General features: G+C 72.5%; 10 protein-coding genes. 3 read left to right on the top strand and 7 right to left on the bottom strand.

Features of this window, described 5'->3' with window-relative positions:
• Positions 1–14: 14 nt before the first annotated feature.
• The 3 genes from AC07DF_RS30170 to AC07DF_RS30160 form a co-directional block, all read right to left on the bottom strand.
• On the bottom strand, positions 15–2,843 hold the full coding sequence (locus tag AC07DF_RS30170; RefSeq protein WP_478978291.1) for a sensor histidine kinase: 2,829 nt from the start codon (positions 2,841–2,843) through the stop codon (positions 15–17).
• 209 nt (positions 2,844–3,052) lie between these two features.
• On the bottom strand, positions 3,053–4,057 hold the full coding sequence (locus tag AC07DF_RS30165; protein ID WP_478978288.1) for a substrate-binding domain-containing protein: 1,005 nt from the start codon (positions 4,055–4,057) through the stop codon (positions 3,053–3,055).
• Positions 4,058–4,272: 215 nt separating this feature from the next.
• Positions 4,273–5,088, bottom strand: a complete 816-nt coding sequence (locus AC07DF_RS30160; protein ID WP_478978285.1) for an SAM-dependent methyltransferase — start codon at positions 5,086–5,088, stop codon at positions 4,273–4,275.
• Between the two features lie 143 nt (positions 5,089–5,231).
• On the opposite strand from AC07DF_RS30160, the gene AC07DF_RS30155 reads away from it, so the two are divergent.
• Both AC07DF_RS30155 and mgtA read left to right on the top strand, forming a co-directional pair.
• Positions 5,232–5,633 (top strand): ArsR/SmtB family transcription factor, encoded by a 402-nt coding sequence (locus tag AC07DF_RS30155; protein ID WP_478978282.1) that lies wholly within the window; start codon positions 5,232–5,234, stop codon positions 5,631–5,633.
• Positions 5,623–8,118, top strand: coding sequence for a magnesium-translocating P-type ATPase (gene mgtA, locus AC07DF_RS30150; protein WP_478978279.1), 2,496 nt, complete (start codon positions 5,623–5,625; stop codon positions 8,116–8,118). Before AC07DF_RS30155 ends, mgtA begins: the two co-directional genes overlap by 11 nt.
• Here mgtA and AC07DF_RS30145 read toward each other — a convergent pair.
• On the bottom strand, positions 8,109–9,641 hold the full coding sequence (locus AC07DF_RS30145) for an LCP family protein (protein ID WP_478978276.1): 1,533 nt from the start codon (positions 9,639–9,641) through the stop codon (positions 8,109–8,111). The two genes, mgtA and AC07DF_RS30145, sit on opposite strands and share 10 nt — an antisense overlap.
• Before the next feature lie 92 nt (positions 9,642–9,733).
• Here AC07DF_RS30145 and tatA point away from each other — a divergent pair, with 92 nt between their 5' ends.
• Complete coding sequence (gene tatA, locus AC07DF_RS30140; protein ID WP_478978273.1) at positions 9,734–9,994, top strand: Sec-independent protein translocase subunit TatA; 261 nt, start codon at positions 9,734–9,736, stop codon at positions 9,992–9,994.
• Here tatA and AC07DF_RS30135 read toward each other — a convergent pair.
• The 3 genes from AC07DF_RS30135 to AC07DF_RS30125 form a co-directional block, all read right to left on the bottom strand.
• Positions 9,951–11,207: a cytochrome P450 family protein gene (locus tag AC07DF_RS30135; RefSeq protein ID WP_478978270.1), complete on the bottom strand. Its 1,257-nt coding sequence runs from the start codon at positions 11,205–11,207 to the stop codon at positions 9,951–9,953. The two genes, tatA and AC07DF_RS30135, sit on opposite strands and share 44 nt — an antisense overlap.
• Before the next feature lie 144 nt (positions 11,208–11,351).
• Positions 11,352–11,807: a DUF6114 domain-containing protein gene (locus AC07DF_RS30130; protein ID WP_478978266.1), complete on the bottom strand. Its 456-nt coding sequence runs from the start codon at positions 11,805–11,807 to the stop codon at positions 11,352–11,354.
• Positions 11,807–12,478 (bottom strand): DUF6230 family protein, encoded by a 672-nt coding sequence (locus AC07DF_RS30125; protein WP_478978263.1) that lies wholly within the window; start codon positions 12,476–12,478, stop codon positions 11,807–11,809. The genes AC07DF_RS30130 and AC07DF_RS30125 overlap by 1 nt, the downstream gene beginning before the upstream one ends.
• Positions 12,479–12,868 lie beyond the last annotated feature (390 nt).

The raw sequence follows: 12,868 nt of genomic DNA, 5'->3' as shown, positions 1-12,868 counted from the left end.
TGCGGTGTCCTTCGTCAAAGGTCGGCGGGCGGAGTCGAGGGGACGGGGTCGGCGGCGGCCTGCCGGAGTGGTGCGGCCGGGTCCTCGTCACGGGCCCGGAGCGTGCCGCGCTGGAAGCCGGCCAGGGAGGAGGCGGCGGCTTCCGCGGTGAAGTCGTCGAGGGAGCCGTCGTCGCCGTCGGGCGCGGACTCCTCGCGCAGTTCCTCCACGAGGCTGGTCTGCGGCACACGACGGGGGAGCGGGGCGAGACCGTCCCCGCGGGGGATACGAGTGGCGGATGCCGTCCGGGCCCCGGCGAGCGCCCGCGGCTCACGCCCGGAACGGCCGTCGCCGACACTGCCGGTGGCACTCTCGGCCCCGGCGCCGCCGCCACTGCCGCCGGTGCCGGAGACACTCTCGGCCACCGCGCCAGTCTCACGGCCCACCGAGCCCCGCCCGCCGCCCGAGCGTTGTCCGTCTGCCGAGCTGCGGTCGTCTGCCGGTTTCTGCCGGCTGTCTGAGCGTTGTCCGTCTTTCGGGCTTCGGTCGTCTGCCGGCTTACGCCCGCTGCCCGAGTGCCGTCCGTCTGCCGGGTTTCGGTCGTCTGCCGAGCTCTGCCCGCCGCCCGAGCGCTGTCCGTCCGCCGAGTTCTGCTCGTGGTCCGGGCCTTCGCCGTCCGTCGCGTCATGCCCGTCCGCCGAGCTTCGGTCGTCGCCCGGGGCTCGCCCGTCCGCCGGGCGCTGCCCGTCGTCCGAGCCGCGTTCGTCGGCCAAGGCCTCTTCGTCGACCGGGCTCCGCCCGTCCTCCGGGCTTGCGCTGTCCTTCGGTCTGTTCGCGGCCGGGAGGCCCGTGCCCCGAGGGCCGCCGAGGGCCGTCAGGCTGAGCGTGCCGTTCAGGGGCTTCGCGTTGCGGGTGCCGGGTGTGCCGGTGGAGGGGGCCTCCCGGACCACGATGTCGTGCGGTATCAGCACGATCGCCGTGGTCCCGCCGTACGGCGACGAGCGCAGGGTGACGGCGATGCCGTGCCGGTGGGCCAGCTGCGCTATCACGAACATGCCGAGACGCAGGTCGTCGGCGAGCGCGACCACGTCGAACTGCGGGGGCACCGCGAGCTGTTCGTTGAAGGACGCGTAGTCCTCCTCCGACATGCCGAGCCCGCGGTCCTCGACCTCGACGGCGAGCCCCTTGGCCACCATCCCGGCCCGCACCGTGACGGGGCTCGGGGCGGGGGAGTACGCCGTCGCGTTGTCGATGAGCTCCGCCAGCAGATGGATGACGTCGGCGACCGCGGGCGGGGCGACGTACACCTCCTCCTCGGTGTGCACCTCCACCCGCTGGTACTCGGCGACCTCACCGACCGCGCTGCGCAGGATGTCCATCAGCGCGACCGGCTCGGCCCAGCTGCGGCCCGGCCGTTCGCCGCTGACGATGACGAGGTTCTCCTCGTAGCGGCGCAACTGGCTGGCCGTCGAGTCCAGTTCGTACAGGCCCTTGAGGATGTCGGGGTCGCTGTGCTCGCGCTCCAGCGCGTCCAGCTTGCTCAGCTGGAGGTTGACCAGGTTCTGGCTCTGCCGGGCGATGCCCAGGATGACCTTCTGGAAGCCGCGCCGGGTGTCGGCGAGTTCGACCGCGGTGTGCACGGCCGTGCGCTGGGCGGTGTTGAACGCCTGGGCCACCTGGCCGAGTTCGTCGTGCCCGTAGTCCAGCCGGGTCGTCGCCGACTCCGGGTCGACCGTCTCGCCCCGCTCCAGCCGCGCCACCACGTCCGGCAGTCGCTCCTTCGCCAGGCTGAGCGTGGCCAGGCGCAGACCGCGCAGCCGCCGGGACAGCGAGCGGGTGATCCGCCAGGACATGCCGACGCACAGCAGCAGCGCGAGCAGCCCGCCGGCGCTCAGCGACGCCGCCTTGATCAGTGTCTCGTCCGCCTTGTCGGCGCTGCGTTCCAGCAGCCCCGTCGTCTGCCGTTCGATGAGGCTCGAGTAGTGCGCGGACAGCTTGTCCATGGCGGCGTTCCACCGCTTCTGCGTGTCCGGCAGGGCGATCCGGTCCGCGTCGGCGCTGGAGTTCCGGGCCGCCAGCACCTGGTCCTCGATCGACTCCAGCGTCTGCCACTCCGGGCTCGCCAGGATCCGCTCGGTCTGTGCCTTGGCCTCGCCGGTCAGCTGGGGCACGACCTGGTCCTGCACCAGCCAGCGCCGGGTGTTCACGAGTTCCGCGTACTGCACCCACGCCTTGTCGTCCAGATGCCCCGACGGCCAGGCCAGGGTCAGCTGCGCGTCCTCCCGGGAGACCAGCTCCGCCGCGTGCTCCAGCGCGACCAGCGGGCCTGCCTGCGAGGTGAGGTCGCCGTCGTCGACCTGGGAGAGCTCCTGGAAGGCGTGGATCTGGTCGTCGATGATCGAGGAGTACTGGTCCAGCGCCTGCTGGGGAGTGATGTCGGTGGGGTCGTCCACCTGGTCCCGGTAGTACTCGAGGCTTCCGACCGAGCCCAGCACCGAGTACAGCCGGTCGGAGACGCGGGAGGGCGCCCTCTCGATCGCGTCCGCCTGCCCGACGAGCTTCCCGACCGCCTTGTCGGTCTCCTCGCGCTGCGCGTCGAGGGCGGCCCGGGAGCCGTGCGGCGAGGCCAGCCAGGCGGCCGACAGGCTGCGCTCCCGCTGCAGCGCGAGCGTCGCGTCGGTGCCCATGGCGCCGGTCGACCGGCTCAGCTCCGTCTGGTCCCGCAGCCGCAGGCCTTCCGAGAACATCTGGATCGTCGTCACGCCCCACATGGCCGCGAGGGTGACGCTGGGCACCAGGGCCAGCAGCCACAGGGAGAGGCGTATGGAACCGAGACGGCGCCGGGCACCTGTCCGTCGAGACATCGTCGTCCTAGGGCGATCAGCGGGGAGCGAGGAACGGGAAAGGGGAAGGGGAAGGGGAAGGGGAACGGTCGGGGAGGGTGGGGGACAGGCGCGGGGGTGAGGCCGTCCCGGGCGCGGCACATGGGATGCGCAGGATGTTATCCGTACAAGTGGGCGTGCGAACCGGGCCTGACCGAATCTTTGGCGACACCGTCACAGGAAGCGTCCGGTCACCGGGTCCCGGCGGCGGCGAACCGTGCCACAGCGGACACGTTCGACCTGGTCACGAACGCGGGACCGGTGAGCACCGGAGCCGCCCCGCCGCCGCTGATGTTGCCGTTGGTGCGGTACAGCCACAGGGCGTCCACCGCGAGGTAGCCCTGCAGATAAGGCTGCTGGTCCACGGCGAACTGCACATCGCCGCCCTGGACCGCCTTGACCAGGTCCTTGTTGAGGTCGAAGGTGGCCACCTCGGCTCCGCTGCCGGCCTGCTTCACGGCCTTGACCGCGCTGAGCGCGAACTGGGCGCCGTTGGTGACGACCTCGTCGATGCTCGTGTCCTGCCGCAGCCGGGACGCGATCGTGGCGGTCACCGCGTCCAGGTCGGTGCCGTCCACGTACAGGTTGTCGGTGTCGCCGCGGAACGTCTTCCGCACGCCGGCGCAGCGGGCCTCCAGGGCGACGTTGCCCCGCTCGTGCACCACGCACAGGGCGTGCTTGGCCTTGACCTCGTCCAGCTTGTCGCCGACGGCCCGGCCGGCGACGGACTCGTCCTGGCCGAAGTACTCCAGGAGTCCCGCGGGCCGCCAGGCGTCGATGCCGGAGTTGAGCCCGACGACGGGGATGCCGGCCGCCTTGGCCTGGGCGACCGGGCCTCGCAGCGCCGCCGGTTTGGCCAGCGTCACGGCGATGCCGTCGACCTTGTCGCGGACCGCGTCCCGCACCAGCGCGGCCTGCGCGGCCGGGTCGGAGTCCCCGGCGTACGTCAGGTCGATGCCGTCCTTGGCGGCCGCCGTCTCGGCGCCTCTGCGCACCAGGTCCCAGAAGGCGTCGCCCTTGCCGCCGTGGGTGACGAGGGCGACCTTCATCCCGCCGCCGGACCGCTCTGCCGTGTCCGACCTGTCGTCGGCGGCGCCGAGGACGGAGCAGCCGGACACCAGCAGACACGCGGCGGAGGCCAGGGCCACGGTTCGGAAGAGTCTCGGGGTGATGGGCTGCGGGGGAGGAGTGTTCATGGGGGGTGGACCTCGCTGTGCGGCCGAGCAAGAGCAGGGTGAGAGCACAGCGGGGCCGTGAACGTGCACGACCCGATGACTCTCTCTGGCCCGGAGCCAACCGTGTGTGACCACCGGTCGTCAAGTGAGCGGCCACAAGCCGTGAGTTGCCGCTGCCGCATCGTGATGATCCGTCCGGCGGGCCGAACGGCGAGGTCAGGGTCCCCTTTCCCCGGCTACGGCTTGCGCGCCACCGCCCCGTACATCGCGATGTCCTCGTCCCGGATCGCGACACCGTCTTTTTCCGTACCGTCCGTGCGGTTCGGGCGCCACTTGTGGACCTGCGCGATGCCCGGCTCCACCAGGTCGAGACCCTCGAAGAACTCCGCCGCCTCGGGCAGGGTGCGCAGCCGCATCGGCATGCCGCGCGCGGCGTACTCCCGGGCCACGCGGCCGACCTCGTCGGGGGCGAAGTCGGCGGTGCCGACGGACATCGCGAGGCAGCTGCCCGACGGCAGCGGGTCGAGGAGCCGGCGGACGATGCCGACGGCGTCGTGCTCGTCCAGCATGAAGTGCACGATCGCGATGACGGTCAGCGCGACCGGCTCCGACAGGTCGAGGGTCGCCCGGAAGCCGGGGGCGCCGAGGATGTCCGCCGGGTCGCGCATGTCCGCCTCGACGTACGCCGTCCTGCCCTCGGGCGTGCACGACAGCAGGTCCTTGGAGAGGGAGAGGACGAGCGGGTCGTTGTCGACGTAGACGACCCGCGCGTCCGGGGCCGCCTCCTGGGCGATCTCGTGCAGGTTGGGGGAGGTCGGGATGCCGGTGCCGATGTCGAGGAACTGGCGTATCCCCGCCTCGGCCGCGAGGTACCGCACGGCGCGGTGCATGAAGTCGCGGTTGGCCCGCATGTGGACCGGCAGGGCGGGCCACTCGCGGCACATGGCGTCGCCCGCCTCCCGGTCGGCGGGATAGTTGTCGTCGCCGCCGAGGATGTAGTCGTAGATCCGCGCGGAGTGCGCGCTCTCGGTGTCGATACGGTGCTCCGGCATCCGGGCCTCCCAGTACACAACTCACCTGTCACCGGCCACAGTTGGACCGGCGGTCGCGATTCCATCACTCCTGGCTCCGGGAGGGAAGGAACAGCCTTCCGAGAGGGGCCCCGCGGGCCGCCTAAACTGGTGCGGCTCACGGGATGACGGACGCGAAGAACGCGACGGACACGACGAACGCGACGGAAGGGGCGGCGGTGGCGGCAGCCGGCAGTGGCTTCGAGGACCCCTCCGCCGACGTCCTGGCCGAGGCGGCCGCGGCCTTCGGGCTGCTGGCCTCGCCCGCCCGGCTGCACATCGTCTGGGCGCTGGCCCAGGGCGAGAGCGACGTGACCGGGCTCGCGGAGCGGGTCGGCGGCGCGCTGCCCGCGGTCAGCCAGCACCTCACCAAGCTGAAGCTGGCCGGCCTCGTCCGCTCCCGCCGCGAGGGCCGCCGGCAGGTGTACTACGTCGACGACCCGGACACCGTCGACGTCGTACGCCTCCTGGTGGGCCGGCTCACCGACCGCGCCGCACCGGCGCGCCGCCGGCTCCATGGCCTCTGAGACCGCCGAGGGCACCACCCTGGAGGTGCTGCGGCGGCTGGAGTCGGGGCCCCGAGGACTGACCGAGTCCGAGGCCGCGGCGCGGCTGATCGCCTCCGGCGAGAACACCCTGCCGGAGGCGCGTACACCGTCGTGGCCCCTCCGATGCGCGCACGCCCTGCGCGACCCCTTCACCGCCGTACTGCTCTGCCTCGGCCTGGTGTCCGTCGCCATCGCGTCCTGGGGTACCGGGGTGGTCATCCTCGCCCTGGTCGTGGTGAGCTGCGTGCTGCGCGCGACCGGGGAGCACCGGGCCGACCGGTCCATGTCCGCCCTGCGCGACCTGGTCGCGGGCACGGCCGCGGTGCTCCGCCGCACCGACGGCCTGGAGCCGCCGGAGTCCCGGGAGGTCCCGGTCGCCGAACTGGTCCCCGGCGACGTGATCCGCCTCGGCCCGGGAGACCTGGTCCCGGCGGACGTACGCCTGCTGCGGGCGCGGGGGCTCACGGTGCACCAGGGCGCCGTGACCGGGGAGTCGGCGCCGGTGGACAAGAGGACGGCGGACGGGACGGGCGAGGCCCTCCTGTGTTTCCAGGGCAGCACCGTCGCCTCGGGCACCGCCACCGCCGTCGTGGTCGCCACCGGCACCGGGACCCGGTTCGCCGCCGCGCACCGGCAGCCCGCCGCGCGCCGGGAGGGCGGGGCCTTCGACCGGTCCGTGCACGGGATCTCCTGGGTGCTGATCCGGTTCATGCTGCTGACCCCGCCCCTGGTGCTGATGGCCAACGCGGCGCTGCGCGGACGCGGCCTGGAGACCCTGCCCTTCGCCGTCGCGGTCGCCGTCGGCCTGACGCCCGAGATGCTGCCGGTGATCGTCACCACGTGTCTGGCCCGGGGCGCCGCCCTCCTGGCCCGCACCCACGGTGTCATCGTGAAACGGCTGCCCGCGCTGCACGACCTGGGCGCCGTCGACGTGCTGTGCGTCGACAAGACCGGCACGCTCACCCAGGACCGGCCGGTCGTCACTCGGTCCCTCGACCCGTCCGGCCGGGACGACCCGGAGGTGCTGCGCTGGGCCGCCGTCGGCGCCTGGTGGACCCTCCAGCTCGCCGAACTGCCCACCCCCGGCGCCCTCGACGAGGCCCTGCTGGAGGCGGCCGGGCCGGTGGGCGAGGAGTACGACGGGGTGGACGCCGTGCCGTTCGACCCGGCACGACGGATCTCGACGGCGGTGGTACGCGGCTCCCCCGGACGGCAGACCGTCGTCGTCACCGGTGCCGTCGAGGCCGTACTGGAACGCTGCGCGACCGAGCCCGGCGAGCGCGACCGGCTGCTCGCCCTCGCCGCCCGGGAGGCGGCCACCGGGCTGCGGGTGCTGGCCCTCGCCACCGCCGACCGGTCCGCCGGAGTGAAACTGCCGGCCGCTCCCCGGGGCCTGACCTTCCGGGGCCTGGTGACCTTCCGGGACGCCCTCGCCCCGACCGCCGCCGAGGCCTTGCGCGGCCTGGCAGACCGCGGCGTCACCGTCAAGGTCCTCACCGGCGACCACCCGGCCACGGCGGCCCGGGCCTGCCGGGAACTCGGCCTCGATCCGGGACGGGTGCGGACCGCCGCACACGTCGAGGACGCCGAGGCCGCCGGCGTGGCCACCGTGGTCGCCCGCTGCACCCCGCAGGACAAGGCCCGCCTCGTCGCCGCCCTGCGCGGGGCCGGGCACACCGTCGGCTTCCTCGGTGACGGGGTCAACGACGTGGCCGCCCTGCGCGCCGCCGATGTCGGACTCGCGCCCCGCTCCGCCGTCGGGGTGGCCCGGGAGAGCGCCGACGTCGTCCTCGCCGCGAAGGACCTCACGGCGATCGGCCACGCGATCACGGCAGGCCGGCACGCGAGCGGCAACATCGCCTCGTACCTGCGCGTGACGCTCTCCTCCAACCTGGGCAACGTCGTCGCCATGCTCGCCGCGGGCCTGCTCCTGCCCTTCCTGCCGATGCTCCCGGCCCAGGTGCTCGCGCAGAACCTGTGCTTCGACGCGGCCCAGCTCGCCTTCGCCCACGACCGTCCCGGCGCGGCGGCGTTGCGCGGTCCGGCCGTGCTGCGGCCGCGCTCCTTCCTCCGGTTCGTCACCGGCTTCGGTCTGCTCAACGCTCTCGCCGACCTCGCCACCTTCGCCGTCCTCGCCCTCGCGCTGAACGGGCCCGACGCCGTGGACGACGAGGCCGTGTTCCACTCGGCCTGGTTCACCGAGAACCTGCTCACCCAGGCCCTGGTGATGCTGCTCCTGCGCAGCGGCCGGCGCGTCGAGGGGAGCCGGGTGCCGGGCCCGGTCGGCCTGGCGGCGGCCGGCCTCGCGGCCGTCGGCCTGCTGCTGCCGCCGAGCCCCCTCGGCACGGTCCTCGGGATGACGGCCCTGCCCGCCGCGTACTACCTGCTGCCCGCCGTGGTGCTGGGCCTGTACGCCCTGGCCCTGACGGCGGCCAGGGCCAGGCACCGGCGGCGTCAGCCGTAGGTGAGGTCCGAGCAGGGGTTGTCGTCCGCCGAACGGGCCCCGTCGGCGACCTCGGAGGGTACGGCGGTCGGAGCCGGGGACGCGGACGCGGTCGCCGCCGGGCTGTCGGCGTACGACTGCCCCAGCACGACCTTGATCCCGCTGCCGGTCACCGGCCGGAGCCCGGCGCCGGGAAAGGCCGCCGCGACGGTCCGGGCCCGGTCCTCGAGGCCGGGGCCGTACTCGACCAGTGTGGTCGTGTGGTCCTGGGCGGACGCCGTCGCCGTACCCGTGACGGTGAAGCCGTCCGCCGTGAGCGCCTCGGCGGCGCGTGCGGCCAGTCCGGGGACCGCGGTGCCGTTGTAGACGGCGACGTCGATGCCTTCACCGGAGACCGGCGCGGGGGATGCGGAGTCGGAGGGAGCGCTCGCCGTGGGGCCGGAATCAGACTCTCCGGTCTTCTTTCCGCCGGCGTCCTGACCGTCGATCGTGCGGTCGGCCCTGAGTGCGGCCCACAGGGCGTCGGCGTCCGGCTGCACGATCGCCACCCGGGAACCCTCGTAGCGCCAGGGCAGGGTGACGAACTTCGTGTTGTGCAGGTCGATGTCCTTCAGGGACATGGCGAAGGAGATCAGCTTGTCGGCGGAGCCGAGGCCGGGGTCGACGGTCAGCGACTCGGTGGCGGCGTCGGCCAGCGGCAACAGCCGCGTGGGGGTGAGCCCCTTGCTCTTCACCTCCTTCAGCAGGCCCGCCACGAACGCCTGCTGCCGCTTGATCCGGCCTATGTCGCTGCCGTCGCCGATGCCGTGCCGGATCCGGACGTAGTCCAGCGCCCGTTGTCCCGACACGGTCTGTTCGCCCTTGTGGAACAGCAGTTTGCCGGGGGCGGTGAGGTGCGGGTCGAGGTCGTTCTCGTGCACGTCCTGCGGCAGGCACACCCGCACTCCGCCCACCACCTCCGTCAGCCGTGCGAAGCCCTTGAAGTCGACGACGACGGTGTGGTCGACCCGCAGCCCGGTGAGCTGTTCCACCGTGTTCTGGGTGCAGGCGGGGTTGCCTTTGGCGGTCTGGCCGACCGAGTACGCGGCGTTGAACATCGTGTCCGGCTGGGCCTTCGTCCAGCTGCCGTCGGGCAGTTCGCAGGACGGGACGGTGACCAGGGCGTCGCGCGGTATGGAGACGGCGAGGGCGTGCCGGTGGTCGGCGTAGACGTGCAGCAGGAACGCGGTGTCGGAGCGGCCCACGTCGTCCTTGTCGCCGCCGCCCAGCGCGCTGTTGCCGCCGGTGCGGGTGTCGGAGCCGATGACCAGGATGTTCTCGCCCTTCGACGAACCGGCCGCGGGGCGGTTGTCGGAGAGGCCGCCGGAGTCGAAGGTGCTGATGTTGCCGTCCAGCTTCAGATACAGCCAGCCGGCACCGCCCGCGGCGAGCACGAGCAGGGCCAGACAGATCAGGAGGGCGACCCGTGGGCCGCGGCGGCGGCCGCGCCGCCGCCTCTGGTCCCGGGGCGCGGCCCGGTGCCGTGGTGGGTCTGTCCTCCGCATGCTGCTGACCGTCATCGGCGTCCGCTTGCCTCTCGCCCGGGGGTTGTACAGTTGCGCAATGTAGCAACTGTTGAAGAGAGGGAGGGCATGACGTGCTGCGCAACGGACTGGAGCCCTGGCACCTGCTGATCGTGGGGATCGTCGTGATCGTCCTGTTCGGCTCGAAGAAACTGCCGGACACGGCGCGTTCACTCGGCCGCTCGATGCGGATCCTCAAGAGCGAGGCGAAGGCACTGAAGGAGGAGGGCGCCGGGGAACCGGCCTCCGGAGAACCGGACCTCCGGGATCCGGCGCCCTCCGCCGCACCCGTCAGCCCGTCAGAACCGGCAGCGTCCGATGGCCGTGCGAGATGAACGAGTCCACCGGCAGCAGCTCCTCGGCCGGTACGGCCAGGGTGAGGCCGGGGAACCGTTCGAACAGGGCCGGCAGGGCCACGCGCGCCTCCAGCCGGCCGAGCGGGGCGCCCAGGCAGTGGTGGACGCCGTACCCGAAGGCCAGATGGTCCTTCGCGGCGCGGGTGACATCGAAGACGGCGGCGTCCGGGCCGTGGTGCTCCGGGTCGCGTCCGGCGGCGGCGTACGCGGCGAGGATCGCCTCGCCCTTGCGGATCACCGCGCCGTCCGGGCCGCCCAGTTCACCGAGGGGCAGGTCCTCGACGGCGTACCGCAGCGGCAGGCTGGCCACCGGTGCCTCGGCCCGCAGGGTCTCCTCGATCACATCGTCCCAGGAGGCGCGCCCGGCGCGGACGTGCGCGAGCTGCTCGGGATGGGTGAGCAGCGCGTGGACGGCGTTGTCGAGCAGGTTGACCGTGGTCTCGTGACCTGCGCTGATCATCAGCATCAGCGTGTCGAGCAGCTCCTGCTCGCTGAGCCGTGTGCCGCTCTCCTCCTCGTGGGCCGCGATCAGCGCGGAGGTGAGGTCGTCGCCGGGTGCCGCCCGTTTCACGGCGACGAGCTCACCGAGGACGGCGTAGAACCGGGCGTAGATGTCGGCGACCTCGGCCGCGTCGGCCGAGGTGTGGAAGACGCCGTCCACCACGATCCTCAGCTCGTCCCCCAGCTCTTCGGGCAGTCCGAGCAGTTCGCCGATGACCTGGATGGGCAGCGGGTAGCAGAACTCCTCCCGCAGGTCGACCGCGTGGCCGTCCGCGCCGCCGCCGGCCCCGGCCTTGGCGACCCGGTCGAGCAGTGCCCCGGTGATCTCCTCGATCCGAGGCCGCAGCGCGTTGGTGCGGCGGCCGGTGAACGCCTTGGAGACGAGGGTGCGCAGGCGTTTGTGGTCGGTGCCGTAGGCCGTGAACATGTTCTGCACCGCGACCCAGGTGAACAGCGGCCAGTTGGGTGAGACCTCGCCGTCGATCCAGCGTTGCCAGTGCCGGCGCGGGTTCTTCGACACCCGTGGGTCGGTGAGCAGCCGTTTCAGAAGCGGGGTGCTGCTGACCGCCCAGGCCGGGACACCGTGGGGGAGTTCGACGGGGGTGACGGGGCCGCGCTCGCGGATCCGGGTCGCCTCGCCGTGGATGTCGCGGCCGGTCGGGTCGATCACAATCGGGTGGGTCTGATCCATCGGACTCTCCCTGGGCTGACGGCAGTTCGTACGCCGCGCGCACGCCTCGTGGGCGAGGGCGCGGCCCGTCCAGCCAAGTCGCCGCACCCGGGCGACGCCAGGGGATGCGGGATCACTGGCCTGAACAGGCTCACCGGGCCTGATTCAGACGGTCTGGCCGGCCTCCCGCTCCAGGGGCCCCGCCGCCCGCGCCGCCTTGGCGGCCTTCCTGCGCTGCCGCCGGCTGACGCGCGGCTCCTGGTCCGGGAGCCACCCGAAGGTGAGGCAGCTGCCGACGACGCCCAGGAGCATGCCCACGAAGAAGCCGCCCAGGTTCGAGGTCATCCAGGTCGCCAGGGAGACCAGCACGCCGATGACCGAGTAGAACAGGCGCTGGGAGGGATTGAAGAGGATCAGTACGCCGCACAGCAGCATCACGACCGGAAACAGATAGCCGGCCAGACCCTGCATGCCGACGTGCAGGATGACGTCCAGCGACGCCTTCAGGGTGAGCAGGACCTCCGCCCCGCCCAGGGTGAGCAGCAGCCCGCCCCAGAAGGGACGGCCGGCCCGCCACCGGTGGAACGCGGACCGGGACTTCCCGCGTGGGTCGCCGGGCATCAGCAGCCCGATTCGCTGAAGCCCAGCTTCAGCCCCGGCAGCTTGAACACACCGGCCGTCGTGGCGTAGTTGGTCTGCCGCAGGTTGGCGATGCGCACGGTGTCGGACTGCTGGCTGAACACGCCGATCGGCCCGCGGCCCAGGTCTCCGGCCTTGTTGAGCTTGCTGGCGTCGTTGCCGATCTCGATGTTGGTGAAGGCCGCGTCGCCCGAGAGCTGGGTGGAGTCGGTCGTCAGGTCGGTGGCCCGGACCTTCTTCGTGCCCTCACCCGCCCTGATGATCAGGTTCGTGCCGCCCAGGTCCACGCTCTGGCACAGCTTGGTGAGCGTCGCGTCCTTGATCACGGAGGTCACGACCAGGACCTGGCCGCCGGTCTCACCCGCGTTGGGGCTGCCCTCGGCCATCTCGTCCAGACCGCCGAACTGTGCGAAGCCGTTGCCCTTCAGCTCGGTCGCTGTGACCGTGAAGGGCATACCGGAGATGGCGAACTGCACGCCCAGCGCCCCCTCCGCGGTGAGGACCGCGAGGCCCGCGGCGACCAGGGTGGCCGGCACCGCCATCACCGCGGCCCGGCGTGCCCGGACCCGCCCGCGGCGCGCCGGCACGTCAGTGACGTCGTCGGCGGCGGGGCCGTCCGGTCTTTCGGGGGTGTGCTCGGCGGAGGAGGTCATGTCTGCTCCAGGTGCGTGTCGGTGCGGATCGGACTTCGGTGGCACGTTGCCCTGGCGCGGACACCGACCGCGTACGTCTGCGCTACGACGCGGTAGCCGACTCGGAAGTTACCGGGGGTTACATGAAGGGTCAAGGGAAGTGTGAACAAAGAGTGTTGAATGTGCGCCGCATGTGAGTCCCCTTCGTTCGGAAACTGTCAGCCGACGCACAACTCCCTTGATAAGCCTTGACGTTGACTGACCGGCAGGTCTACAACTCTCCTCGTCTCACCGGATCCGTGGCGCCGGATCCGCCACGCGGCACCGCCCGCGTGCCCCAAGGCCGCCCGTCCTGAACGGGTATCTCGCCACGCCACCAGCCACCCCCCGCCCGGCCCGGCCAGAGCCGCG

The organism is Streptomyces sp. NPDC044719, from assembly GCF_056433405.1.
Note: the sequence above shows the minus strand (reverse complement) of the source record. Positions and strands in the feature narration are given on the sequence as shown.

Excerpts from the sequence above, each read along its gene's own strand:
- AC07DF_RS30170 (WP_478978291.1), bottom strand. The coding sequence starts at position 2,843 with ATGTCTCGACGGACAGGTGCCCGGCGCCGTCTCGGTTCCATACGCCTC.
- AC07DF_RS30165 (WP_478978288.1), bottom strand. The coding sequence starts at position 4,057 with ATGAACACTCCTCCCCCGCAGCCCATCACCCCGAGACTCTTCCGAACC.
- AC07DF_RS30160 (WP_478978285.1), bottom strand. The coding sequence starts at position 5,088 with ATGCCGGAGCACCGTATCGACACCGAGAGCGCGCACTCCGCGCGGATC.
- AC07DF_RS30155 (WP_478978282.1), top strand. The coding sequence starts at position 5,232 with ATGACGGACGCGAAGAACGCGACGGACACGACGAACGCGACGGAAGGG.
- mgtA (WP_478978279.1), top strand. The coding sequence starts at position 5,623 with ATGGCCTCTGAGACCGCCGAGGGCACCACCCTGGAGGTGCTGCGGCGG.
- AC07DF_RS30145 (WP_478978276.1), bottom strand. The coding sequence starts at position 9,641 with ATGCGGAGGACAGACCCACCACGGCACCGGGCCGCGCCCCGGGACCAG.
- AC07DF_RS30135 (WP_478978270.1), bottom strand. The coding sequence starts at position 11,207 with ATGGATCAGACCCACCCGATTGTGATCGACCCGACCGGCCGCGACATC.
- AC07DF_RS30130 (WP_478978266.1), bottom strand. The coding sequence starts at position 11,807 with ATGCCCGGCGACCCACGCGGGAAGTCCCGGTCCGCGTTCCACCGGTGG.
- AC07DF_RS30125 (WP_478978263.1), bottom strand. The coding sequence starts at position 12,478 with ATGACCTCCTCCGCCGAGCACACCCCCGAAAGACCGGACGGCCCCGCC.